Below are 23,921 nucleotides of genomic sequence, written 5' to 3'. Positions count from 1 at the left end.
CGACGGGTGGAGGTGAACTCGCGGGCGAAAGGTCCGCGGGTATACCTCCACCCGGTGGGCGGGGGACGGAGGGGTCGAGCCTCAGGCGCTCGCCACGTGACCGAAGCGGTGCCGGGTGGTGCTGACGGCCTGCTCCCTGACGAAGGGGAGGAGCTCACGTCGTCCGGTGGCCAGGACCTCGCCGGTGATGACGTCGACGCCAGCGGCGACGAGGTCGTCGACAAGCGAGGCGGGAGCGCCGCCGATGGCGCGGACCCGCACGTCGCTCGTGCGTCCGGCACGAGCGATGAAGGCACCGTCTGCCTCGGTGATGACCTGCACGTGCCCGATGCTGCTGGGCAGCGTGGCGGTCGGGTCCGCCGAGATGGTGACGTGGGCGCCGGTCAGGGTCGCTGCAGCGACGAGACGCACTACCTCGACCAGTCGGGTGCCCGCACCGGCCCGCACGAGCACCTGCGGGTGGGCGCGGTAGCGGAAGACATTGGTCTCGACGACGAGGTTGCTCTCGTCGTGCTCGACGCCGAACTCGTCCGCCCAGGCGGCGGCGTCACTGGCCATCGCGGCCTCGAGCCAGGTGCGCTCGGAGTCGGTCACGCGATCGCCGAGCGCTGCCAGCTGCGCGTCGACGGTCGCGCGGACCGAGGAGGTGACGGGTGCTCCCTTCGTCGGGAGCGTGTCGCTCGTCCACGTCCCGAGCTGGGCGATGTAGTTGGGGCCGCCCGCCTTGGCGCCCGGACCGATCGAGCTGGCCTTCCAGCCGCCGAAGGACTGGCGGCGCACGATCGCACCGGTGATGTGCCGGTTGACATAGGCATTGCCGACCGCGGCCGCATCGGTCCAGCGCAGGATCTCGCCCTCGTCGAGGCTGTGCAGACCGCCCGTGAGGCCGAAGTCGGTCGCATTCTGCAGCTCGATTGCCTCGTCGAGGGAGTCGGCGCGGATGAGGCCGAGCACGGGACCGAAGACCTCGGTGAGGTGGAAGAAGGACCCGGGGCGCACCCCGTCCTTGACGCCCGGCGACCACAGCCGGCCGGTGTCGTCGAGCTGACGGGGCTCGACCAGCCAGGTCTCGCCGGGCTCGAGCGTCGTGAGTGACCGCAGCAGCTTGCCGCTCGGCGCCTCGATGATCGGTCCCATCCGGGTGCCGAGGGCGCTCGGCCAGCCGACGGCGATCGACTCGACGGCGTCGACGAGCTGGCGGCGGAAACGCGGGGAGTCCGCGATCGAGCCGACGAGGATGCCGAGCGAGGCGGCCGAGCACTTCTGCCCGGCGTGGCCGAAGGCGGAGGAGACGAGGTCGGCGACCGCCAGGTCGATGTCGGCGGAGGGGGTGATGACGAGGGAGTTCTTGCCCGAGGTCTCCCCGAGGACGCGGGCACCCTCCGTGCGGCCGGCCCGCCACCCGGCGAAGAGGCGAGCGGTCTCGCTGGCACCGGTGAGCACGACGGCGTCGACGCCGGGGTGGGCGACGAGGTGCTGACCGACCTCGTCCTCCTCGGTGCGCACGACCTGCAGCGCGTCGCGGGGGATGCCCGCTGCGTGGAGTGCGTCGACGGTGACCTCGACGCACACCGGGGTCTGCGGCGCCGGCTTGATGATGACGGCTGAGCCGGCGGCGAGCGCCGCGAGGACCCCACCGATGGGGATGGCGACGGGGAAGTTCCACGGCGGCGTCACCAACGTCAGGGCGAAGGGGGTGAAGCTCGCCCCGTCGGCCATGGGCCCGTCCTCGAGCTCGAGGGCCCGGTCGGCGTAGTAGCGGGCGAAGTCGACGGCCTCGGAGATCTCCGGGTCGGACTCGGCGATGGTCTTGCCGGCCTCGGCCGCCATGACCGCGAGGAGCGGCTCGCGACGAGCGTCGATCTCACGAGCAGCCCTGCGCAGCAGCTCTGCTCGCTCCGCCGCGGGACGCGCCGCCCAGCTCTTGTGCGCGGTGCGGGCGATGTCGACGACGTCGTCGACGGCCTCGGTGATGCTCAGGTGGGGCGAGGTCGGCTCGGGCCGCGCGGCGGTGACGGCGCGGGTGGCCCACTCGCGGTGGCCGGGCAGGGCCGGGTCGGAGTCGGGGGTGTTGTCGAAGGTGTCACCGATCGGGGCGCGCTCGGCGGAGCGGCGCGGCCCGACGGGGACGGACCCGATGTCCTCGACGCTCGCGCGGAATCGACGCTCCTGGTCGGTCATGGCTGCGGGATCGTCGGCGAAGGAGGCGTGGATGTAGTTCTCCGGCGAGGCGGTCTCCTCGAGGCGGCGCACGAGGTAGGAGACGGCGGCGTCGAAGTCCTGGGGGGCGACGACCGGCGTGTAGAGGATCACCGTGCCGACCTCGTCGCGGACGGCGCGGGCCTGCGCGGGCGACATGCCCTGCAGCATCTCGATGTCGAGGGCGTCCTGGACCCCACGGTCCTGGGCGAGCAGGTGCGCGGCGGCGACGTCGTAGAGGTTGTGCGAGGCCACGCCCAGCCGCAGGGCACCCGCGAGCTCGGGGCGCAGTGCGCGCTCGATGCAGCGCAGGTAGTTGGCATCGACATCGGCCTTGGTCGTGTACGGCGCCTGCTCCCAGCCGTGCATGACCGCCTCGACGCGCTCCATCGCGAGGTTGGCACCCTTGACGAGGCGGATCTTGATCGGCGCGCCGCCGGCATCGCGGCGCCCGACGGCGAACTCGATGAGTCGCTCCATCGCGGGCAGTGCGTCGGGCAGGTAGGCCTGCAGGACGATGCCGGCCTCGAGGTCGTGGAACTGCGGCTCGGACAACAGGGTCATGAAGACCTCCATCGTCATCTCGAGGTCGCGGTACTCCTCCATGTCGAGGTTGACGAAGGCGTGCGGGGTGGATGCCTTGGCGGTCTCGTAGAGCGGGCGCAGGCGGGTCAGGCAGCGCTCCACGGTGCCGTCGGTGTCCCAGGTGCTGATCTGGCTGACGAGGGAGGAGACCTTGATCGATGCGTAGTCGACGTCGGGGCGCTGAAGGATCTCGCGGGTGCGTTCGGTGCGTGAGGCCGCCTCGCCCTCACCGAGGACGGCCTCGCCGAGCAGGTTGATGTTGAGGCGGAAGCCGTCCTCACGGGCGCTCGCGAGGTGCTTGGCCAGCTTGGGGTCACGAGCGTCGACGATGAGGTGGCCGACCATCTGCTTCATCCGGGCGCGGGCGGCGGGCACGACGACCTTGGGGGCGATCTTCGCCGCGCGGGCGCCGAGACCGAGGAGGCCGCGGTCGAGGGTGCCGAGGAAGGATGCGGAGTCCGACGCGGTGATCCGGTTGAGGGCCGTCGCGGCGACCGTGTTGTCCTCGGGGCGGGCGACGCGGTCGACGAAGAAGACCGCGAGGTCGAGCCCGGCGTGGTCGGACAGCAGGGCGGCCAGCTGACCCGTCGTCTGCGCCTCACGCTTGGTCTCGCCGGCGTGGGCGGCCGCGGACCACCGCTCGGCGAGAGTGATCGCACCCTCGACGAAGGGGGCGAAGGCTGCGGTGCTCGGGTCGGTCGGCGCAGAGGTGGTCGTCATGTCTTCGACGGTAGGTGCCGGTCGTGGCCATCGCCACAGACAGATGTCCATGAACCACGACGGCGTGGCATACATTTGTCTGATGGCCGATGTGCAGGACCTCGTCGACGAGGCATCCGCGATCCTCCTCGCTCCCGTGACCTTGGAGGACCGGCGCTTTCGCCTGCTCGCCTTCGCCGCGCACGCGGGCGATGTCGACAGCGTGCGGGCCGAGACCGTCCTCTCCCGCGGGGCGCACCCGCGCACCCGCGAGTGGTTCGAGAGCTTCGGCATCGCCCGGGCGATCGGCCCGGTGCACATCCCGGCCGATGCGGATCGGGGGACCGCGGCCCGACTGTGCCTACCGGCCCGCTGGCGTGGTGTCGTCCAGGGCTACCTGTGGGCGGTCGAGCCGCCCGAGGGCCTGTCGCTCGAGCGGGTCCGCGCCGCAGGCGTGCTCGCCGACCAGGCGGGGGAGCACCTCGCCCGGCTCGCCTCTCGTCGCCGTGAGACCGAGCGCCTCGTCCTCGACCTGCTCGATGCCGAGCCGAGTGCCCGTCGCGGGCCCGCGCGTGAGCTGGCCGACGAGCTGGCGGTCGATCCCGCCACCCGGGCCGGGGTCGTCGTCCTCGGGGCGGCGCCGGGAGTGCGGCTGCGTGCGGAGGAGGTCCACGGCCCCGGGGGCCTGCCTCGACGCATCGGAGTCGCCGAGCGCTCGGGTGACCTCGTCCTGGTCGTCCCGGCGACCACCGACGCCGAGGTCCAGGCCGCAGCCGAGGCTGCGCTGGGTGCCATCGGACGGATCGTCGACGAGCACGTCGTGGCCGGGGTGGGTGATCTCGCGCCTCTCGCGGAGGTGGCCCGATCACTGCGCGAAGGGAGGGCCGCCCTCCGTGTCGTCCGCCCGACGAGCCCCGACCTGCCGTCCCTGCCGGTCGCTGCGCGGATCCACCCGTGGTCCTCGCTGGGGATCGAGCGGCTCCTCGGCGGCACCGCCGGCGACGAGTTGCTCGACGCCGTGCGCACCCCTGCCGTCGCGGAGCTGCTCGCTGCCGCACCGGAGCTCATCGAGACCGCCTGGGTCCATCTCGAGGCTGGCTGCTCGGTGGCCGCGACCTCGGCCCGGCTCGGTCTGCACCGGCAGAGCGTCTACGCCCGGTTGCGTCGCATCGAGGCGATCACCGGCCTCGACCTCTCCCGTGGCCGCGACCGGCTCGAGCTGCACCTGGGGCTGCTCGTGCTCAGGCGGCCGGCTGGCGGGTGAGGATGGCGCTCAAGAGGTCCTCGTGCTGCGCGTGGACGGGCCCCACCCCGGGGGTGATGTCGAGGATCCGTGGGTCTCGGGTTCCGCCGACGACGGTCACCTCGATCGGTCCCGTGAGGGAGAGGGCGCGGGCGGCATCCCGGATGTGCGCAAGGGCCGCCTGAGTGCTCGAAGGGGGCACGGGCGCGCCCTCGAGTCGGCACGCCGTGGCCGTGGCGGCGCTGCCATCGGCGGAGAGGTGCAGCGTGATCCTCCAGATCGGGGGCTCGAAGGAGCAGACCAGGTGGTCGTCACCGATGAGGGCGAAGTCGAAGTCGTCGGCGTCGAAGATGCTGACCGCGGAGTCGGTGCTCCACGGCTGGCGGGGCACGAGCAGCGTCCTGCGTGTGTGAGGTGGGCCGGGCGATGTGCCGTCGGCCAGCTCGCTGGGGAGCGACGACCAGACAGTCGGGATCGACCGGGCGTCGAGTGCGCGAAGGGCGTAGAGACCGTCGGCGATCATGGCCAGACCGCGGGGGTCCGGAACGGCGACCTGCACGTCATGCGCGGCGAACATCGCCGACGCGGCAGCCATGTCGGCCAGCTCCTCACCGAGCGTGGGGATCACGGTGTCGATGTGGTGCCGGAGGCACAGCTTGAGCAGCGCCGGGATCCTCTCGGCCGACGTTGGTGCCGGGCAGCCATGTCTGCGGTGTGTGACCCATGACAGCCTGCTCGCGTCCATCCCCGGGGCACCGTCGACGGCATGGGTGAGATGGCCGGCCGTGCCCAATGCGGCAATGATCTGCCGTCCTGTGGAGCTCTGGGCCCCGGTCACCAGGATCGATCGCAAGTGCACCTCGTCTCTGCCCCTCATGCCTCGACCGCTCGGATCTCCACTAGGGTCCACGTCAAGACATGAACGAATCCTCTAGTTGGTCACGGTGTCGTGGAGTCCCCTGGGGCCCGAATGGACAGGCTATCTCATTCGGAAACAGTGTTCTCGCGGTGACGTGAGTGCGAGCCTCGTGAAAGGTGGTCCAGATGAGTGGCGGGCGCTCCGAGTCCAGCGGTATCGGCGCCGCTCGGCGCGAGCGACTGCACCGACAGGTTCTCGAGGAGATCAAGGACGCGGCTCGCGCAGAGCTGCGGGCCCACGGTCCCTCCGGGGTGACCATGCGGGCCGTCGCTCGGGCCGTCGACATCACCCCGTCCGGTCTCTACCGGTACGTGGCCGACCACAACGCGCTGTTGGGCCTGTTGGCAGCGGACGCCTACGCCGAGGCGCTCGCCGAGATCCGCGCGGCTGGCGCCCAGGCTCCCGACGAGGAGTTCGCGACGACCTGGTACCTCAGCACACTGGCGCTGCGCCGCTGGTCTCTCACACACGAGGCCGAGCATGCGCTCCTCGTCTCGCCGACGGTGATGAACCCACGCCCTCGGGAGGTCGTCGAGGCAGTTCGGGAGTCCCTGGCGATGTGGGCCGAGATCTGCGAGAAGGCCATCCAGGCGGGTCAGCTGGATCCGCAGCAGGCAGGGCTCCCTGTGGTGCACACGAAGGTGACGAGCGGCGCGGCCAGCGCCGAGGCGGTGTCGCTGGCGAGGTCGGCCATCGCTGCCATCACCGGGCACATTGCGCTGGAGGTTCGTCTCGGCTGGGAGGGCTGGGAGGGCTCGGTGGAGGACCCGGCGGAGTACTTCAGCGACTACTCACTGGCCATCATGACGGCGATGGGCTTCGTCGTCAGGCCGACGATGGTGGCGAAGGCGACCGGATAGTCCAGGACTTCGGGATGTGAACTCGATGTGGCGGTCTCCCCACCGCCGGGCTAACCTGCGGCGTCGTCTGACAAGGCAGGGGGGCGCAATGGACAACCTTGGTCCAGTGGTGCGAGCGGTCGCTGAGGACCTGCGCGCAGAATGGTCGGCACCCTCGGGTGCGCCCACGGCCACGACCATGTCCGCACACCTGTGCTCCGCACTGGAAGCCCGGACCGTGCAGCTCGCTGAGCTCGAAGGGGCCGCACAGCGCCTGCGTGTGGTGCTCACCAGCGGCCGCGCGCGCGAGCGGGGGACCGGACGGGAGGGTGGTGACGCCATTTCTCTCACGCAGCACCCGCAGCTGGAGGAGGTCCTCCTCGACGGAGAGGCCTGGGCGGGTTCGGTCGGCGGCACGCTGGCCGAGGGCGAGCGCCTCCTCCTCGAGTGGATGGGTGCGCCCCATGCTCTCGTCCTTCCCGTGGTGGTGGGGCTGCGGACGTGGGGCGCTGTACTGGTGACGCGTGAGCAGGCCGCGTTCACCCCCGACGAGATCGCCCTGGGGCAGGTCCTCGTGGCAGCGATGGCTCCGGTGCTCGCTCGCCGGGACGTCGAGGGTCCGCAGAGTGCGCTCGCGGATGCGCATGCCTTCCATGCCCACGCTGCAGCCCTCATCTCGGGCTCGCTGGTGCAGCGCCCCCTGCAGCTCGTCGTGGCCCGGATCCACTGGCTGCGGCAGGACGGCGGCGGACTGGGCTGGGAGGCGGCGGATGAGGTCCGGGGACGAATGGCTGCGCTGCTCATCGACCGGACGCGCTCGTGGGGGGACGTCGTGGTGGCCGAGCTCGGTGGGGACGAGTTCGGCATCGTCGCAGCCGGGCGACCGTCGGACTCCCTCGAGGCCAAGGTGGCTGGTGTGCGTGAGGCGGTGCGTGGCATGGGCGACCCCGTCGACATCACCTGGGGTTCGATCGAGATCACAGAGCCGCCGGTCCATCCTCGGTCCCCGGAGGAGGCCGCAGCCGCGGCACTCCAGCTGGCGCGGGCCTCCCGTGACCTCGAACCCTCTGGGGTACGCGCGGCGTCGCCGGGAGCTGGCGCCCCGGTCCCGGACGAGCTGGTCCGTCTGGTCGCCGATGTCTTCGGAGAGCTCGATGCCATGCCCTCCGAGCGGATGAGCCATCGCTTGGCACTGGTCGCCGAACGCTCCCGCGGCGCCATCAATGGCGCGCTCTGGTGGGTGGGCCGGGTCGAGGAGGGCGTCGTGGTCAATGTCCGGCAGGGGAGGCGTCCGAGTGGCCGAGGGGCGGTGGACCCACTGCCGGAGCCGGAGGACTTCGAGCTCGCGTCCTACCGTGCCAGCGCCGATGCCGCGGAGGGCTTGGCCATGCACACGGATCTGACCCGGGGTGATGTCCAGGAACGCTTGTACCTCGCAGCTGCTGGCTTCGAGGGCATCTTCGCGTGTGGCGGGTACGACCCCGATGCCCACCAGTGGCTGGTGGAGATATTCACGGATGCGCAGTCGGCGCCCACGCCGTGGCTGGCCCCGGTCCTCGAGGGGATGGTGCAGGCCGCGCTGAGCTTCCCACGCGGTGTGGACGTACCCCTCCAGCCGGAGGAGGCCCTCCCGGGAGAGCCCGTGCGCCTGTGGAGCGTCGCCGACTGACTCGACCCGCCCACGTGAGCGTGCGGGTGACATGCCCTTGCTCGTGAGAGAACATCGTTCTCGTAAGAGAACGATGTTTGAGGGGGTGGGTGGTGCGCGTTGTGGTCCTCGTGCCTGCGCACAACGAGGAGGGTCAGATCGCCGCGACGATCGAGTCCCTCCTCGGTCAGACTCATCGTCCGCACCGGATCGTCATCGCGGTCGACAACTCGACCGACGAGACCCTGACCATTGCGCAGCAGTACCCGGTGACCGTGATGGAGACGCTCGGCAACACGGCCCGCAAGGCCGGGGCGCTGAACCAGGCGTGGTGGCGCCACGCCCGCGACGCCGACTACGTCCTGACGATGGACGCGGACACGGTCCTCGTCCCGACCGCACTGGAAGGCTTGGTCGAGGCTCTGTCCGCCGACCCGGACAGGGGAGCCGTGTGCGCCCGGTACTGGGCCAAGGACTCAGCGACCCGTGGCTTGGCCTGGCGGCTGCAGCGGCTTGAGTACGCGCGCTACGACGACGGCCGAGATCTGCGGCGCTGGAAGGTGCAGGTCGTGTCGGGGGCGGCGAGTCTCTATCGCGCCGATGTCCTGAGGGAGGTCTCCACGCGAGTGCGGGGCGGGCTCCCGTGGGACAGCAAGAGTCTCATCGAGGACTACGCGTTGACCCTCGACATCAAGACCCTCGGCCACACCGTCGGCGCCGCGCCCGGTGCGCACGTCCTGACCGACACCCCGGCCACCTTCGGTCAGCTGTGGCGGCAGCGGCTGCGGTGGGGGCGTGGGGGTGTGGACGAGTGCCGCAAGCGCGGCTGGACCCCGGCCACCCGCCGGGACATCCTCGCGTACTTCCTGTTCGGGGCGTCGTCGCTGCTCCGGCTGCTCTGGGTGGCCTATGTCATCGCCCTCATCTACCTGGGGCTCGGGCTGGCCATGTCGCTCATCGGGCTCATCCCTCTGGTCGTCATGTGGGTCGACAGGGTCACCTCCGCCTGGCGTGTCCCGGGCCGCGCCTGGGAGGACGTCCTCCTGAGTGCACTCCTGATCGTCGAGGACGTCTACGGAGTCTTCCTCGAGTGCTGCACGGCCGTGGCCGTTGTCGGCAGTTTCCGTTCCACCTCTCAAGATTGGTAGGGATTTCGCCACATGTACGCAGGTTCATCCGGCTCTGGAACCACTCAGGCCGCAGCGGTCACCTCGGGGTCGTTGACCCTCGCGGGTCTCAGCACCGCCTACTGGGTCCTCCTGATCTTCGCCCTGATCTTCACCACCTTCCTGCTTTACCGGATCACCGTCCGGACCATCCGAGCGATGGAACCGTGAGGCGGGCAGTCGTGGCTGGTGCGCTCGCTGCACTGGCCCTCGGCGCCGGCTCTGCCTGTGCTGCCGGAGGTACGTCGGCTCGCGCGGACGCACAGGTGGCGCAGTCCCCCGCACCGGGGTCGGCCGGACTCATCGCCCTGACCTTCGACGACGGACCCACCGCCATGACCGACGAGATCCTCGACGTACTGGCGGACAAGGGCGTCCAGGCGACCTTCTTCGTCGTGGGGGAGAGGGCGCAGCGGAGGCCGGCCACGCTGCGGCGTCTCCAGCGGGAGGGGCACGTGATCGGCAACCACAGCTGGTCCCATCCGAACTTCAGCGACCTCGATGCCCACCAGACACGACGGCAGATTCTGCGCACCAATGCTGTGGTGCGTCGGGTGACGGGGACCTCCCCGGTGCTCTTCCGCTATCCGTACGGCGACGAGACCCAGGAGGGCAACACCGTCATCCGCGAGAACCAGATGTGGGGCGGTGTCCTGTGGCACTGGCAGACAGGGGCCGGTGACTTCACCTGTCCCGGCCCCGAGGGTGTGGTGCGCTACCTCAACGACAACGCCGTGGACCAGGCACTCCTGCTCCTGCACGACGGCAACGAGGTGGACTCGTGCTCGAGGCCTCAGATGGAGTACCTGCCCGAGGCCATCGACAGCCTGCGGGCACGTGGCTTCGAGTTTGGGGTCGTCGCCTCCGCGGGCGGTCCGAGCGCGGTCAACCAGAGCTCATGGGTGCGGGTGATCCCCGCGTCGGACACGGGAGCGCGCACGGGCACGCGAGGCTAGGCGTCGCTCTCGCTTGGTGGCCGAGTGACGATCCGCTCGGCCACCCGGTAGGCAGCGGTCAGCAGTGCGATGGCCACGGTGATGTGCAGCAGCACTGCGAGGGCGACCCCGGCGATGACGCCGGCGGCCCGGAAGCGCCCCCACGTCAGACCGAGCAGGATGGGGATGACGATCGCCCCCAGGGCGCCGGTCATCAGCTCCACCCACCACGCGTGTTCGCCCATCCAGGGCACCCCGCCGACGATCGGCACCCGGATGTCGAAGAGGTCGAAGGTCGCGAGCACGCCAAGGACCGCGGTCAGCAGGAGCGTGACGCCGGCGGTCAGCCGCCACCGCCGGCGTTCGCCCGACGACCAACTCGTGCCGCGGCCCTGGAAGATCGTGCCGAGGGTCACGGCGGTCCACATCAGCCATCGCCGGATGAGCCCGGTGCCGGTGTCGGCCATGGCTGCTCGGAAGACGAGGTCGGCGCGCTCACGATCGATCGTCACGTCGGGCGCAGCGGTGAAGGATCCGCGGACGAGGCCGTCGTGCAGCAGCGCCGCGGGCAGATGTCGGCCGGTGCGGGGGACGAGCCAGAGGAAGATCGACGGCACCGACGTCAGGTCGGTTGTGTAGGTCGCCGTGTCCACCGGCACGAGCAGCTGCCCGAGCTCACGATCGCGGTAGCCCAGACGTCGGCCCATCCGGAACTCGTCGACGTCCATGTCGAGCGTGCGCTCGAGGACGATGAGCGGGGGAGAGGTCGGGTCGGGCTGGCCCCCCGACGGTCCGCCGTCGTAGAAGCGACGAGGCTGCGTCTCCAGAGGCGTGTCCACCACCCCAGCGTGGCACTACCCGACCCCATCGCGCCCTCGGACCCGCATTGCCCTATGGCAATGCACGAAAGCTTGCATTGCCATAGGGGAATGCACGAAAGCTTGCATTGCCATAGGGCAATGCAAAGGGAGGGGGTCAGGAGGGGAGGAGGAGGAGCTCGCAGACCTCGAGGATCCGCCGGCGAAGGGAGTTGGACGTCACCATCAGCTCCCGCTGGCGGGCGACGTACTGCGCCTTGCCCTGCGTCGTCTCGATCGCGACGGGGTCCAGGTCGAAGCCCGAGACGTCGTAGGGAGAGGCCTGCATGTCGAGCCTGCGGATGCGCAGCGCGTGCCGGAAGGCGTCGAGCGTGATCTCCGACGGCACCGCCGGGGCGAGCTTGAAGGCCCACTTGTAGGTGTCCATCCCCGCGTGCAGGCAGGCCGGCTGCTCGTGCTCCAGCTGGTCATCACGCGTGGGGCGAAGGGAGTTGAGCTCCGCCGCTGCCGGTGTGAAGAAGCGGTACGCGTCCGCATGGCTGCACCTGATCCGGTGGGACTCCACGACGGCATCGGTCTGGGCCTGGTCGAGGCGAAGGGGGAGCTGTTCGTGTCGCTGCTCGCCCGGCTGGAGGCCGTAGACCATCGCCCACTCGTGCAGGCCGAAGCAGTCGTGGGTCCCCGGCCGTGACAGCGTCGCGGTGAGCAGCTCCCTGACGAAGGTGACGGCACGCTCCCTTCGCCCCAGGAAACCGGCCACGTCCAGCCGAGCCGAGCCCGCCTCGTCGACGACGTAGCCGGACCTCCCTTCGTACCGGTCGGCGGCGTCCTGCAGCACGACCCCGGGGCCGGGGTGCCACCGTCGCAGGTGGGTGGGGCGGTGGGCGTAGTACTCGAAGAGGAAGTCCTCGACCGGGTGGCGCTCGCCGCGGGAGCGACGATCACGGTGACCGGCGGTCAGCTCGTCGACCGCGTCCTCGTGGGCACGCGCACGCGTCATCCACTCATCGCGAGTGAGGGTCGTGGAGGGCATCGCAGACAGCGTAGGCAGTCGCCTAGTGTGGGGTTCGTGCGCATCGCGAGATATACCGAAGGTGACGACCCGGTCTACGGGCTCGTCGACGCAGACGGCAAGAAGATCGCCGAGGTGAGCGGGGACCCGTTCTACCAACGCATCGAGCTGACCGGCAAGGTCACGACCATCGACGAGGTGCGTCTGCTGGCTCCCGTCATCCCCCGCAGCAAGGTCATCGGCATCGGCCGCAACTACGCCGACCACGCCGCCGAGATGGGCAACGACGTCCCCGACGAGCCGATGATGTTCCTCATCCCCAACACCGCGGTCATCGGGCCCGGCGACCCGGTCGTCATCCCGACCACGCTCACCTCCGAGGTCCACTACGAGGGCGAGCTCGCGGTCATCATCGGCCGGATGTGCAAGGACATCGAGCCGGAGGAGGCCAAGAAGGTCATCTTCGGCTACACGATCGCCAACGACGTCTCCGCCCGCGACCTGCAGCGCGGCGACGGCCAGTGGGCGCGGGCCAAGGGCATGGACACCTTCTGCCCGCTCGGCCCGTGGATCGAGACCGACCTCGACCCGCAGGACGTCTCGCTCGTCACCCGCCGCGACGGCGAGGTCGTCCAGGACGGCCACACGTCCGACATGGTCCACGGCGTCGCCCACCTCATCAGCCACTGCTCCAAGGCCTTCACCCTGCTGCCCGGCGATGTCATCCTCACCGGCACCCCGGCGGGCGTCGGCCCGGTCGTGGCCGGCCAGCGCGTCGACATCGAGATCGACGCGATCGGCACGTTGTCCAACCCCTTCGTCAACGCGGGGTAGTCGTGGACGTCGCCCGCTCGGTCCCGCTCTTCGTCCTCGCGGCGCTGCTCGAGATCGGCGGCGCGTGGTTGATCTGGCAGGGCATCCGCGAGCACCGCGGCTGGCTGTGGATCGGCGCCGGTGTCATCGCGCTCGGCCTCTACGGCGCGGTCGCGACGTTGCAGCCCGACGCCAACTTCGGTCGCATCCTCGCGGCCTACGGCGGGGTCTTCGTCGCCGGTTCCTTGCTGTGGGGCATGGTCGTCGACGGCTTCCGGCCCGACCGCTGGGATGTCTCGGGCGCCCTCGTCTGCCTCGTGGGTGTCGCCCTGATCATGTACGCCCCGCGCACGACCTGAGGGCGAAGGGGGCAGCCCCCGCCTGCTGCGCGCGGCCGGTTCAGCTCACTGCGTGCGGTGCTGCCACCGGGGCTGGCGCTTGTCGAGGAAGGCCCCGATGCCCTCGCGGGCGTCGGGGGTGAAGGAGTTGTCGACCATGACCTGGGTCATCTGCTCGTAGGCCGCCTCGATCGGCAGCTCGATCTGGTCGTAGAAGGCGCGCTTGCCGATGGCCACGGTGGCCGATGACGCGCCGGCGACGGTGCGGGCCAGCTCGTCGGTCGCGGTGACCAGGTCCTCGTCCGGGACGACGTCCGAGACCAGACCCATCGTCAGGGCCCGGTCGGCCGGGACCATCTCCCCGGTCAGCAGCATGCGCATGGCCTGCTTGCGAGGGACGGCGCGGGAGAGGGCGACCATGGGGGTGGAGCAGAAGAGCCCGATGCGCACGCCGGGGGTGGCAAAGCGCGCGGACTCAGCGGCCACGGCCAGGTCGCACGAGGCCACGAGCTGGCACCCGGCGGCGGTGGCGACGCCCTGGACGCGGGCGATGACCGGTTGGGGGATCTGCTGGATCAGGAGCATCATCCGCGAGCAGACCGAGAAGATCCGCTGTTGCTCCTGCACGTCCGCGGCATGGACCTCGGCGAGGTTGTGACCCGACGAGAAGACGTGACCTGCCGTCGCGAGGACGACCGCGTGGACGTCGGTGCGACTCGCCACCTCCTCGAGGGCCTCGATGACGGCCTCCATGACGGGCAGCGACAGGGCGTTGCGCGTCTGGGGCTGCTCGATGGTGATGGTGGTGACGGTGTCGGCGGTCTCGACCGTGACGAGTGGGGTGGCCATCGGTGCAGCATCGCAGAGGGTTCCTGCCGGCGGAAGGGCGAGCGATAGCATCGAGCCATCATGAGCAGCCCCTCCGCAGACACCCCCGCACCCGCCTCCGCCCCTCGCCTGCGCGTCGCGCCGTCACCCACCGGTGACCCGCACGTCGGCACCGCCTACATGGCGCTGTTCAACCTCGCCTTCGCCCGGCAGCAGGGTGGCAGCTTCATCCTGCGCATCGAGGACACCGACCGGGTGCGGTTCAACGAGACGAGCGAGCAGCAGCTCTACGACACCCTCGGGTGGCTCGGGCTGACCTGGGACGAGGGCCCGGACGTCGGTGGCCCCTTCGCGCCGTACCGCCAGAGCGAGCGGCTGGAGACCTACCGTCCCTACGTCGACAAGCTCGTCGAGGACGGCCACGCCTACTACTGCTGGTGCTCCACCGAGCGCCTCACGGCGATGCGCGAGAAGCAGCAGAAGCTCAAGCTGCCCACCGGCTACGACCGCCTGTGCGTCGGCAAGACGCAGGAGGAGCGGGCCCAGCTCGAGGGCTACAACGAGACGCCGGTCGTGCGGATGCTCGTGCCCGACGACGCCCCGACGACCTTCGAGGACGTCATCCGCGGCACCGTCTCCGCGCCGCGTCCCGACGACCAGGTGATCCTCAAGGCCGACGGCTTCCCGACCTATCACATGGCCGTCGTCGTCGACGATCACGAGATGGGCATCACCCACGTCGTGCGCGGCGAGGAGTGGATCTCCTCCACGCCCAAGCACGTGCTGCTCTACCAGTGGCTGGGTCTGCAGGCGCCGAAGTTCGCCCACATGCCCCTGCTGCGCAACCAGAACAAGTCCAAGATCTCCAAGCGCAAGAACCCCGAGGCGCGCCTGACCTGGTTCAAGGAACAGGGTTTCCTGCCCGAGGCCGTCGTCAACTTCCTGGGCCTGCTGGCCTACCCGCCGGCGAAGGGGGAGGACGGCCAGGACGTCGAGAAGTTCACCGTCGAGGAGTTCAGCCGCGACTTCGCCTGGAGCAAGGTCAACACCGTCGGCCCGATCTTCGACCTCAAGAAGCTCGAGTGGCTCAACGGCGCCTGGATCCGCGGTCTGGAGCTCGAGGACTTCACGTCGCGGCTCCTGCCGTACCTGCAGGCCGACGGCGTGCTCGGTGACAACCCCTCGCTGGGGGAGCTGGCCCGGCTGAAGTCGGTCGCCGAGCTCATCCAGACCCGGATCGTCCTGCTCACCGAGGCCTCGGCCATGGTGCGTCCCTTCTACACCGAGGACGCGTCGCTTCGGATCGACGACGACGCGCGCGCCGGGCTCAAGGACAACGCCGGCGAGGTGCTCGACGCGGCGATCACCACGCTCGAGGGTCTGCACGTGCCCGCCGGGGTGCTCTCGCAGGAGAGCCGCGACGGCAACGAGTGGCATGCCGAGCAGATCGAGGCGACGCTGCGCGCGGCGATCGTCGAGGGCCTGGGGATCAAGCCCAAGCTGGCCTTCGGCCCCCTTCGTACCGCGGTGTCGGGCGCGCGGATCAGCCCGCCGCTCTTCGAGTCGATGGAGATCCTGGGTCAGCCCGCGACCCTGGCGCGGCTGCGGTCGCTGCGTGCGTCGATCGGCTGAGCACGATTTGGGGTGGCGGGTGATGACGGGTAGCATCATCACTCGGTTCACAGCCCGCGCGGAGTTCGCTCCGAAGGGGCCGTGATACCCCCTTGGGGTATGGTGTAATTGGCAACACGGCTGATTCTGGTTCAGTTGTTCTAGGTTCGAGTCCTGGTACCCCAGCGAATCAAGTGGTTCGCCACTCGATTTAGGAAAGTGACCTTCCTCCGGGTAAGGTTCTCTCCGTTGCCCAGCCGGTTCGCCGGTCTGGGAAGTGCATAGGGCCCCGTTGTGTAGCGGCCTAGCACGCCGCCCTCTCACGGCGGTAGCGCGGGTTCGAATCCCGTCGGGGCTACATCGAGCAAGGCCCCCGTTCTTCGGAACGGGGGCCTTTGTCGTGTCCCAGCCCGGTCCGTCTACATGCCCGGCGTCGTTGCGCTGGGTTGGCCGACAACAGAACGCCAGCCAACCCAGCGCTTCGACGCCGGGTGCGCAGTTCGACGCCGGGCGCTCGCCAGGACAGCCGAACGAAGGGGGCTCGCCCTCTACGCTCGCCCCATGTCGCTGCCTGCTTGCCCTTCCGCCCGTGAGCTGACGGAGCCCGAGGTCGAGCTGGTCGACCTGGCCCGTCGGACCATCGACGCCACGACTGACGCAGGCCCCGACGAGGACGGCGTCCACACCATGGGTGCCGCCGTGCTCGCCGCGGACGGCCGCAGCTTCGTGGGGGTCAACCTCTTCCACTTCACCGGCGGGCCCTGCGCCGAGCTGGTGGCCCTCGGGTCAGCCAGGGCCGGCGGCGCCACGCAGATCACGCACATCGTGGCCGTCGGCAACCACGGGGTCGTGGTCCCGTGGGCCCCTGCGGTCGGGACCGTCAGGTGCTCTTCGACCACTACCCGGGCATCCGCGTCATCCTGCCGACCCGCGCGGGTCTGCGCAGCGTCGAGATCGCCGACCTCGTGCCGTTGGCCACGGCTTGGTCGGCGGACGCCGGGTCCCACATGGCCTGAGTGCCGTGGGTGCACGGGAGGGGTGGTGGCGAGCGGCTCGGCGAAGGGGGGAGCCCCCCTTCGTCACTCGGTGTCGCGGTCCGCGGCCTCGGCGGCCTTGGCATGCTTGGCCAGGACCTCGGTGAGCTTGTTGGCGCCGGCGATGACGGTCGCGGCGTGCAGGCGGCCGGGCTGACGGGACAGGCGCTCGATCGGGCCCGAGATGGACACGGCCGCGATGACCCGGCCGCTGGGGGAGCGGACCGGGGCCGAGACGGATGCCACGCCGGCCTCGCGCTCGCCGACGCTCTGCGCCCACCCGCGACGCCGCACGCCCGAGAGCATGGTCGCGGTGAAGGCGGCCTCCTGCAGGCCGCGGTGGAGGCGGTCGGGCTCCTCCCACGCGAGCAGGACCTGGGCGGCCGACCCCGCGTGCATGGTCATGGTCGCGCCGACGGGGATCGAGTCGCGCAGGCCCACGGGGCGCTCGGCGGCCGAGACGCAGACGCGGTGCTCGCCCTGCCGGCGGAAGAGCTGGGCGGACTCGTTGGTGTGGTCGCGCAGCGCGCCGAGCACGGGGTTGGCCGCGACGAGCAGCTTGTCCTCGCCGGCCGACGCTGCGAGCTCGCCCAGGCGTGGCCCGAGGACGAAACGCCCTTGCATGTCACGCGCCACGAGCCGATGGTGCTCGAGGGCCACGGCCAGTCGGTGCGCCGTGGGGCGCGCCAGACCGGTTGCCGCGACGAGCTGCGCGAGGGTCGAGGGGCCTGCTTCGAGGGCACCCAAAACGATGGCGGCCTTGTCCAGAACGCCAACTCCACTACCGTTGTCCATGGAGTGATACTGACATCTCATGTCGTGAGACGCAAGATCCGAGGCGTCCCGGACGTGGAAATGTCATCGGTGACACACCGTGCCCTCATCGTGGCACCTCGCATGGATGGGAAGAGAGACATGGCTGGAACGCTGGCCGAGAAGGTCTGGGGCGAGCACGTCGTCCGACACGTCGACGGGGAGCCCGACCTCCTCTACATCGACCTGCACCTCCTGCACGAGGTGACGAGTCCGCAGGCCTTCGAGGGGCTGCGCATCGCCGGCCGACCGGTCCGCCGGCCCGACCTCACCCTCGCGACCGAGGACCACAACGTCCCGACGACCCCCGGGCCGATCACCGACCCGGTGAGCAAGATCCAGGTCGAGACCCTCCGCGACAACTGCGCCGAGTTCGGCGTGCGCCTCTACCCCATGGGTGACGCCGAGCAGGGCATCGTCCACGTCGTCGGCCCCCAGCTGGGTCTGACGCAGCCGGGCATGACCGTCGTCTGCGGCGACAGCCACACCAGCACGCACGGCGCCTTCGGGGCGCTCGCCTTCGGCATCGGCACGAGCGAGGTCGAGCACGTGCTCGCCACGCAGACGCTATCGCTCAACCCCTTCAGGACCATGGCGATCAACGTGACCGGTGAGCTGCAGCCCGGTGTCACGGCCAAGGACGTCATCCTCGCGGTCATCGCCAAGATCGGCACCGGCGGCGGCCAGGGCTATGTCCTGGAGTACCGCGGCGAGGCCATCGAGGCGCTGTCGATGGAAGCCCGGATGACCGTGTGCAACATGTCGATCGAGGCCGGCGCCCGCGCCGGGATGATCGCCCCCGACGACACGACCTTCGACTACCTCAAGGGCCGCGACCACGCCCCGGCAGGTGCCGACTGGGACGCGGCCGTCGAGCACTGGCGCACGCTGCGCTCGGACGACGACGCGGTCTTCGACGCCGAGGTCGACATCGACGCCTCGACGCTCACCCCCTTCGTCACGTGGGGGACCAACCCCGCGCAGGGCTCGCCGCTCGGCGACGCCGTCCCGGACCCCGAGGCGATGGCGGACGAGAACGAGCGCGCCAACGCCGCCAAGGCGCTGGAGTACATGGGCCTGACCGCCGGCACCCCGCTGCGCGAGGTCGCGGTCGACACCGTCTTCGTCGGCTCGTGCACCAACGGCCGCATCGAGGACCTGCGCGCCGTCGCGGAGGTCATCAAGGGCCGTCAGGTCGCCGACTCCGTGCGCATGCTGGTCGTGCCCGGCTCGGCCCGCGTGCGCCTGCAGGCCGAGGCCGAGGGCCTGGACCAGGTCTTCACCGCTGCGGGTGCCGAGTGGCGCCTGCCCGGCTGCTCGATGTGTCTGGGCATGAACCCCGACACGCTCGCGCCGGGGGAGCGCTCGGCGTCCACGAGCAACCGCAACTTCGAGGGCCGTCAGGGCAAGGGCGGACGCACCCACCTGGTCAGCCCGCTCGTCGCTGCCGCCACCGCGGTGCGCGGCACCCTGTCGAGCCCTGCCGATCTCGAGCTGATGGAAGGAGCCTGAGGAATCATGGAGAACTTCACCACCCACACCGGTATCGGAGTCCCGCTGCGCCGCAGCAATGTCGACACCGACCAGATCATCCCGGCCGTCTACCTCAAGCGGGTCTCGCGGACCGGCTTCGAGGACGGGCTCTTCGCCGCCTGGCGAAATGACGAGACCTTCGTCCTCAACCAGCCGGCCTATCGCGACGGCTCGGTGCTCGTCGTCGGCCCCGACTTCGGCACCGGTTCCTCCCGCGAGCACGCCGTCTGGGCGCTGAAGGACTACGGCTTCAGGGTCGTCATCTCGTCGCGCTTCGCCGACATCTTCCGGGGCAACTCCGGCAAGCAGGGGCTGCTCGCCGCACAGGTCAGCCAGGACGACGTCGAGCTGCTGTGGAAGTACCTGGACAACACCCCCGGCGGAGAGATCACCGTCGACCTCACGGCCAAGACCGTCACCGCCGGTGACATCGTCTGCGCATTCGTCGTCGACGACTACACCCGCTGGCGTCTCCTCGAGGGCCTGGACGACATCGGTCTGACGATGCGTCACGAGCAGGACGTCACCGACTTCGAGTCGACACGTCCGAGCTGGAAGCCGGTCACGCACTCTGCGTGATCGCGACGACCGGCCCTCGCGCCGGTGAGGACGAAGGGGGTGCTGCGGCACCCCCTTCGTCGTGCGGTGGGCGGTTGCACGCGCGGTCGATCGTCAAAACCGTTGGGGCGCAAGCAAGTTCGCTCCACTGCGTTGCTGTGGTCGACGTCGGCCCGACGAACGGGCTTGCGGCGCAAAGAAATGGGGAGGCCCAAATCACACACGGGGCCAGCTGACACCCCTACCGTCAGAACAGGTCGGGTGCACGACTCGGCTGTCCTTGCCGGAGGATGACCGGCGCCGTACCGCTACGGGAGTGACCGTGAACAAGGCAGAACTCGTCAAGGCTCTCGAGGAGAGGCTCGGTAGCCGCAAGGCCGCCCAGGAAGCGTTGGAGGTCGTGCTCGACACGATCGTCCGCGAGGTCGCCAAGGGGGGCCGCGTCGCCATCACGGGATTCGGCACCTTCGAGAAGGCGGCCCGGGCCGCCCGCACCGGCCGCAACCCGCGCACGGGTGAGGTCGTCAAGATCAAGAAGACGTCGGTGCCGCGATTCAAGGCAGGGACGAGCTTCAAGGGCTATGTCGCAGACCCGCGCTCGCTGCCCAAGGCCGCTCCGGCCGCCGCGCGTGCCGCAGCCGGCACCGTGACCTCTGTCGCCGGGACCGCCCTCGGCATCGCCGAGAGTGCCATCCCGGGGCGGAAGTCGAAGAAGTCCCCGGCGGCGGCTGCTCCCGCGAAGAAGCGCCCGGCAAAGAAGTCGCCGGCCAAGAAGGCTCCTGCCAAGAAGTCGACGGCCACGAAGTCCACGGCCACGAAGGCCGCGCCTGCGAAGAAGACATCGACGGCCAAGAAGGCATCGACGGCGAAGAAGACGGGGACGAGGGCGACGCCGGCCAAGAAGACGACCGCGGCGGCGTCCACGGCCAAGAAGGCCACTCCGGCGAAGAAGGCGTCGAGCGCCAAGAAGGCCACCCCGGCCAAGAAGTCGACGCCGGCGAAGAAGTCCACGCCGAAGAAGGCCGAGTCCAGCGACAGCTGAGTCGACCTGAGGAGGGGCCGGTGACCATCGCGGTCACCGGCCCCTTGCTGTCTCGGTCCCTGAGGCGGTTGCGCAGCAACCGTCTCGAAGGGTCAGCCGATCGTCTCGCCGTCGCCGATGCCGACGATCCACAGCCGGGTGACCACGCCGTCCTCGACGGTGATGCTCACCCGCTGGCCGGGGCGCACGAAACGCAGGCCACTCGCGGCGAAGACGTGGGGCTGCGCCTGCAGCCGCAGACCGTCGTCGGTGACGACGACGGTGGGGCTGTCCGGAGCGTGGGAGAAGACGGTGGCTTGCACGAAGCCGAGCGTATCCGTGGCTTAGTGTGAGGGCCCACAGAGGTAGCCGGAGTCGAGGGACTCACGGGCGAGCGCAGAAGAGGTGACATGGTCGTCCACCGCACCCCCACCCCGGTCATGTACCGAGTGGCAGCCGGGATCCTGCGTGCGGGGATGCGGGCCGTGGCGCGCTACGAGGTCACGGGCATCGAGCACGTCCCGACGCAGGGCGGCTTCGTCCTCACTCCCAACCACCTGTCGTACATCGACCCCTTCCCGTGGGCGCACGTCCTGTACGACCGCGGCTACAGCCCGGTCTTCCTGGCCAAGGGCAGCCTCTTCGAGACCCCCGTGGTCGGCTGGGTCCTGCGTCATGCCAAGCAGGTGCGCGTCGATCGTGAGACCGACCGGGCGGGCGAGGCACTGACCCACGCGGTGAGCGCGCTCGAGGCGGGGGAGTGCGTCGTGGTCTACCCCGAGGGCTCGCTCACGCGCGACCCCGACCTGTGGCCCATGCGGGGCAAGACCGGGGCGGCCCGCCTGGCCCTGCAGTCCGGGGCCCCGGTGATCCCGGTCGCCCAGTGGGGACCCCAGGACCTGCTGCCGCGCTACGCCGGGCGACCCCGGCTCTCCCGGCACCGCACCCTCATGCAGATCCGGTTCGGTGCGCCGGTCGAGCTGGGCGACCTGACCGGTACCGAGGCTCCCGAGACCCCCGCCGCCGTCGCCACCGCGACCGACCGCATCATGGCCGCCATCACGCACGAGCTCGAGGGGCTGCGTGGACAACGCGCTCCGACCACACGATTCGACCCCGCAGCCCATGGCCTGCGGGTCACGGGCAATTACCGATCAGGAGACGACACATGAGTCACATCGCAGTCTTTGGCGCCGGGAGCTGGGGCACCGCCTTCGCCACGATCCTCGCTCATGGCGGCAACGACGTCCGGGTGTGGGGGCGTCGTCCTGAGCTGGTCGCCCAGATCAACTCCGGCGTCAACGAGGACTACCTGCCAGGGGTGGAACTCCCTCCGGGTATCAGCGCGTCGACCGACCCCGGCGAGGTGACCGACGGCGCCGAGATGGTCATCCTGTCGGTGCCCTCCCAGTCCCTGCGCACCAACCTCGCCGACTGGGCGCCCCTGCTCGGTGACGACAAGATCGTCGTCTCCCTGATGAAGGGCATCGAGCTCGGGACGACCAAGCGGATGAGCGAGGTGATCCACGAGGTCGCGGGAGTCCCCATCGAGCGCATCGCGGTCGTGAGCGGTCCCAACCTCTCCAAGGAGATCGTGCGGCGGCAGCCGGCTGCCAGCGTGGTCGCCTGCCCGGACCTCGCGGCGGCCGACAAGGTCGCGGCCGCGTGCTCGACCGACTTCTTCCGGCCCTACACCTCGACCGATGTCATCGGTGCGGAGCTCGGCGGCGCGGTCAAGAACGTCATCGCGCTCGCGGTGGGCATGGCCGCGGGCCTGGGCTTCGGCGACAACACCAAGGCGACGATCATCACGCGTGGCCTGGCAGAGACGACGCGTCTGGCGATGGCGCTGGGCGCCGACCCGCGCACGATGTCCGGGCTGGCGGGCGTCGGTGACCTCATCGCCACGTGCATGTCGCCGCTCTCGCGCAACCACTCCTTCGGGGTCAAGCTCGGCGAGGGCATGTCCGTCGCCGAGGTCACCGAGCAGACCAAGCAGACGGCCGAGGGTGTGAAGTCGTGCGCCTCGATCCTCGATCTGGCCCGGGCTCACGGCGTCGACGTGCCGATCACCGAGCAGGTCAACCGCGTGGTGCACGAAGGCGTCTCGCCCCAGGACATGGTCGGCGTGCTGCTCGCCCGCGCCCGCAAGCACGAGGCGGAGTGACCCTCCTCGGCGCACGCTCCCTTCTCGACGGGGTCAGCCGATCGCGTCCAGGGCCTGGCGCAGGTCGGTCCACAGGTCGTCGACGTCCTCGACGCCGACGGACAGCCGCACGAGGTTGACCGGCACGGCCTCCGGCTCGCCGGGCTGACGCCGACGGCGCTCCAGCTGCGACTCGACGCCGCCCAGGCTCGTCGACGGCGACCAGATGCGGGTGCCCTCGGTCAGGGCCTCGGCAGCCGCTGCGCCATCACCGTCACCGGCGACCTCCACGGAGACGATCGCCCCCCACCCGGGGTAGCGCACGCGCGAGATCCGCGGGTGCGTGCCCAGCCGCTCGGCCAGGTCGGCGGCATTGGCGCACGCGCGCTCCAGGCGAAGGGAGAGGGTGCGCAACCCACGCAGCGCCAGCCAGGCCTCCATGGGCCCGGCGATCGCCCCGGCGAGCGTGCGGTGGCGGGTGAGTCGGGTGTGCAGCTCGCGCCCACCGTCGGTGTCGGCGGTGACGGTCAGCCCGAGGATGACGTCGGAATGCCCGGCGAGGTACTTCGTCGCCGAGTGCACGACCACGTCGACACCGTCCTGCAGCGGTCGCTGCAGCAGGGGCGTGGCGAAGGTGTTGTCGACCACGACCAGAGCGCCTGCCTCGTGGGCCGCAGCGGTCAGGCCGGGGATGTCGGCGAGCTCGAGCAGCGGGTTGGAGGGCGACTCGAGCCAGAGCAGGTCGGCACCCGGCAGCGCCGCGAGCACCGCATCGCTGTCGGTGACGTCGACCCAACGCACGGTCACGCGTCCATCGGCCTGCGCCGCGGTGAGAGAGACGACGACGCCGTTGTAGGCCGCCGCAGGGGCGACGACCGTCCCGCCCGTGGGGACGAGGGCGAGGGCGGCGTGCACGGCAGCCATGCCGGAGGCGAAGAGGAGGGCTCGCCCTCCTTCGAGCTCACCGACGGCCACCTCGAAGGGGGTCCACGTCGGGTTGTCGACACGCGCGTAGTTGACCGGCCCGTCCTGGATGTACGTCGAGGTGAAGGTGACCGGGGGGTTCAGCGACGCCCCGGGCGCACGCTGCGGGCGGCCGAGGGCCACGACCTTGGTGCGGGGGGACAGGTCGGTCTGCGCGTCGTGCTCGTGCTGCTCCATGC

Annotated in this window: 23 protein-coding genes and 2 tRNA genes; 17 read left to right on the top strand and 8 right to left on the bottom strand. The window is 70.3% G+C overall.

Annotation, left to right across the window (positions count from 1 at the left end):
* Positions 1-81: 81 nt before the first annotated feature.
* On the bottom strand, positions 82-3,504 hold the full coding sequence (locus tag ASG73_RS06375) for a bifunctional proline dehydrogenase/L-glutamate gamma-semialdehyde dehydrogenase (protein WP_055992492.1): 3,423 nt from the start codon (positions 3,502-3,504) through the stop codon (positions 82-84).
* An 82-nt stretch (positions 3,505-3,586) separates the two neighbouring features.
* Here ASG73_RS06375 and ASG73_RS06370 point away from each other — a divergent pair, with 82 nt between their 5' ends.
* Positions 3,587-4,747 carry a PucR family transcriptional regulator gene (locus ASG73_RS06370; RefSeq protein ID WP_055992489.1) on the top strand — a complete coding sequence of 387 codons (1,161 nt, stop codon included), beginning with the start codon at positions 3,587-3,589 and terminating at the stop codon, positions 4,745-4,747.
* Here ASG73_RS06370 and ASG73_RS06365 read toward each other — a convergent pair.
* Positions 4,725-5,579: a hypothetical protein gene (locus ASG73_RS06365; RefSeq protein WP_156466167.1), complete on the bottom strand. Its 855-nt coding sequence runs from the start codon at positions 5,577-5,579 to the stop codon at positions 4,725-4,727. The two genes, ASG73_RS06370 and ASG73_RS06365, sit on opposite strands and share 23 nt — an antisense overlap.
* Before the next feature lie 191 nt (positions 5,580-5,770).
* Here ASG73_RS06365 and ASG73_RS06360 point away from each other — a divergent pair, with 191 nt between their 5' ends.
* The 5 genes from ASG73_RS06360 to ASG73_RS06345 all read left to right on the top strand — a co-directional run bounded on the left by ASG73_RS06360 (position 5,771) and on the right by ASG73_RS06345 (position 10,254).
* The gene (locus ASG73_RS06360) at positions 5,771-6,505 is read left to right on the top strand and encodes a TetR/AcrR family transcriptional regulator (RefSeq protein WP_055992483.1); all 735 of its coding nucleotides are present in this window, start codon (positions 5,771-5,773) and stop codon (positions 6,503-6,505) included.
* A 178-nt stretch (positions 6,506-6,683) separates the two neighbouring features.
* On the top strand, positions 6,684-8,153 hold the full coding sequence (locus ASG73_RS06355) for a hypothetical protein (protein WP_156466166.1): 1,470 nt from the start codon (positions 6,684-6,686) through the stop codon (positions 8,151-8,153).
* 92 nt (positions 8,154-8,245) lie between these two features.
* The gene (locus tag ASG73_RS06350; protein ID WP_162253965.1) at positions 8,246-9,280 is read left to right on the top strand and encodes a glycosyltransferase family 2 protein; all 1,035 of its coding nucleotides are present in this window, start codon (positions 8,246-8,248) and stop codon (positions 9,278-9,280) included.
* A 12-nt stretch (positions 9,281-9,292) separates the two neighbouring features.
* The gene (locus ASG73_RS17845; protein WP_156466165.1) at positions 9,293-9,469 is read left to right on the top strand and encodes a hypothetical protein; all 177 of its coding nucleotides are present in this window, start codon (positions 9,293-9,295) and stop codon (positions 9,467-9,469) included.
* On the top strand, positions 9,466-10,254 hold the full coding sequence (locus tag ASG73_RS06345; protein WP_156466164.1) for a polysaccharide deacetylase family protein: 789 nt from the start codon (positions 9,466-9,468) through the stop codon (positions 10,252-10,254). Before ASG73_RS17845 ends, ASG73_RS06345 begins: the two co-directional genes overlap by 4 nt.
* Here ASG73_RS06345 and ASG73_RS06340 read toward each other — a convergent pair.
* Together ASG73_RS06340 and ASG73_RS06335 are read right to left on the bottom strand one after the other, a co-directional pair.
* The gene (locus ASG73_RS06340; RefSeq protein WP_055992470.1) at positions 10,251-11,072 is read right to left on the bottom strand and encodes a DUF1353 domain-containing protein; all 822 of its coding nucleotides are present in this window, start codon (positions 11,070-11,072) and stop codon (positions 10,251-10,253) included. The two genes, ASG73_RS06345 and ASG73_RS06340, sit on opposite strands and share 4 nt — an antisense overlap.
* Before the next feature lie 136 nt (positions 11,073-11,208).
* Positions 11,209-12,084 (bottom strand): hypothetical protein, encoded by an 876-nt coding sequence (locus ASG73_RS06335; protein ID WP_055992467.1) that lies wholly within the window; start codon positions 12,082-12,084, stop codon positions 11,209-11,211.
* Positions 12,085-12,120: 36 nt separating this feature from the next.
* Between ASG73_RS06335 and ASG73_RS06330 the strand changes: the two genes are divergently transcribed.
* On the top strand, positions 12,121-12,897 hold the full coding sequence (locus ASG73_RS06330) for a fumarylacetoacetate hydrolase family protein (protein WP_055992807.1): 777 nt from the start codon (positions 12,121-12,123) through the stop codon (positions 12,895-12,897).
* A 2-nt stretch (positions 12,898-12,899) separates the two neighbouring features.
* The gene (locus ASG73_RS06325) at positions 12,900-13,235 is read left to right on the top strand and encodes a YnfA family protein (RefSeq protein WP_055992464.1); all 336 of its coding nucleotides are present in this window, start codon (positions 12,900-12,902) and stop codon (positions 13,233-13,235) included.
* A gap of 45 nt (positions 13,236-13,280) precedes the next feature.
* Here the strand turns inward: ASG73_RS06325 and ASG73_RS06320 are convergent, their stop codons facing one another.
* Positions 13,281-14,063: an enoyl-CoA hydratase gene (locus tag ASG73_RS06320; protein ID WP_055992461.1), complete on the bottom strand. Its 783-nt coding sequence runs from the start codon at positions 14,061-14,063 to the stop codon at positions 13,281-13,283.
* 60 nt (positions 14,064-14,123) lie between these two features.
* Between ASG73_RS06320 and gltX the strand changes: the two genes are divergently transcribed.
* From gltX to ASG73_RS18485, 4 genes are all read left to right on the top strand, one after another.
* Positions 14,124-15,674 carry a glutamate--tRNA ligase gene (gene gltX, locus ASG73_RS06315; protein WP_055992458.1) on the top strand — a complete coding sequence of 517 codons (1,551 nt, stop codon included), beginning with the start codon at positions 14,124-14,126 and terminating at the stop codon, positions 15,672-15,674.
* A 93-nt stretch (positions 15,675-15,767) separates the two neighbouring features.
* A tRNA-Gln gene (locus ASG73_RS06310) sits at positions 15,768-15,839 on the top strand.
* Positions 15,840-15,938: 99 nt separating this feature from the next.
* A tRNA-Glu gene (locus tag ASG73_RS06305) sits at positions 15,939-16,011 on the top strand.
* 526 nt (positions 16,012-16,537) lie between these two features.
* The gene (locus ASG73_RS18485; RefSeq protein ID WP_268766352.1) at positions 16,538-16,669 is read left to right on the top strand and encodes a hypothetical protein; all 132 of its coding nucleotides are present in this window, start codon (positions 16,538-16,540) and stop codon (positions 16,667-16,669) included.
* A gap of 63 nt (positions 16,670-16,732) precedes the next feature.
* Here the strand turns inward: ASG73_RS18485 and ASG73_RS06295 are convergent, their stop codons facing one another.
* Complete coding sequence (locus tag ASG73_RS06295) at positions 16,733-17,482, bottom strand: IclR family transcriptional regulator (RefSeq protein ID WP_055992452.1); 750 nt, start codon at positions 17,480-17,482, stop codon at positions 16,733-16,735.
* A gap of 120 nt (positions 17,483-17,602) precedes the next feature.
* Between ASG73_RS06295 and leuC the strand changes: the two genes are divergently transcribed.
* The 3 genes from leuC (at position 17,603) to ASG73_RS06280 (ending at position 20,633) form a co-directional block, all read left to right on the top strand.
* Positions 17,603-19,012 (top strand): 3-isopropylmalate dehydratase large subunit, encoded by a 1,410-nt coding sequence (leuC, locus tag ASG73_RS06290; RefSeq protein ID WP_055992449.1) that lies wholly within the window; start codon positions 17,603-17,605, stop codon positions 19,010-19,012.
* Positions 19,013-19,018: 6 nt separating this feature from the next.
* Entirely contained in the window at positions 19,019-19,612 is a 594-nt protein-coding gene (gene leuD, locus ASG73_RS06285) for a 3-isopropylmalate dehydratase small subunit (protein WP_055992446.1), read from the top strand.
* Between the two features lie 301 nt (positions 19,613-19,913).
* The gene (locus ASG73_RS06280) at positions 19,914-20,633 is read left to right on the top strand and encodes an HU family DNA-binding protein (protein ID WP_055992804.1); all 720 of its coding nucleotides are present in this window, start codon (positions 19,914-19,916) and stop codon (positions 20,631-20,633) included.
* A 92-nt stretch (positions 20,634-20,725) separates the two neighbouring features.
* Here ASG73_RS06280 and ASG73_RS06275 read toward each other — a convergent pair whose 3' ends face one another.
* Positions 20,726-20,935 (bottom strand): hypothetical protein, encoded by a 210-nt coding sequence (locus tag ASG73_RS06275; RefSeq protein WP_055992443.1) that lies wholly within the window; start codon positions 20,933-20,935, stop codon positions 20,726-20,728.
* Positions 20,936-21,022: 87 nt separating this feature from the next.
* Here ASG73_RS06275 and ASG73_RS06270 point away from each other — a divergent pair, with 87 nt between their 5' ends.
* A complete protein-coding gene (locus tag ASG73_RS06270) occupies positions 21,023-21,784 on the top strand; it encodes a lysophospholipid acyltransferase family protein (RefSeq protein ID WP_055992439.1) in 762 nt (253 codons plus the stop codon).
* A complete protein-coding gene (locus ASG73_RS06265; protein ID WP_055992436.1) occupies positions 21,781-22,779 on the top strand; it encodes an NAD(P)H-dependent glycerol-3-phosphate dehydrogenase in 999 nt (332 codons plus the stop codon). The genes ASG73_RS06270 and ASG73_RS06265 overlap by 4 nt, the downstream gene beginning before the upstream one ends.
* Before the next feature lie 33 nt (positions 22,780-22,812).
* On the opposite strand, the gene ASG73_RS06260 is transcribed toward ASG73_RS06265, so the two are convergent.
* Positions 22,813-23,919 (bottom strand): trans-sulfuration enzyme family protein, encoded by a 1,107-nt coding sequence (locus ASG73_RS06260; protein ID WP_055992432.1) that lies wholly within the window; start codon positions 23,917-23,919, stop codon positions 22,813-22,815.
* Positions 23,920-23,921: the final 2 nt, after the last annotated feature.

This window comes from Janibacter sp. Soil728, from assembly GCF_001428305.1.
GTDB lineage: Bacteria > Actinomycetota > Actinomycetes > Actinomycetales > Dermatophilaceae > Janibacter.
Note: the sequence above shows the minus strand (reverse complement) of the source record. Positions and strands in the feature narration are given on the sequence as shown.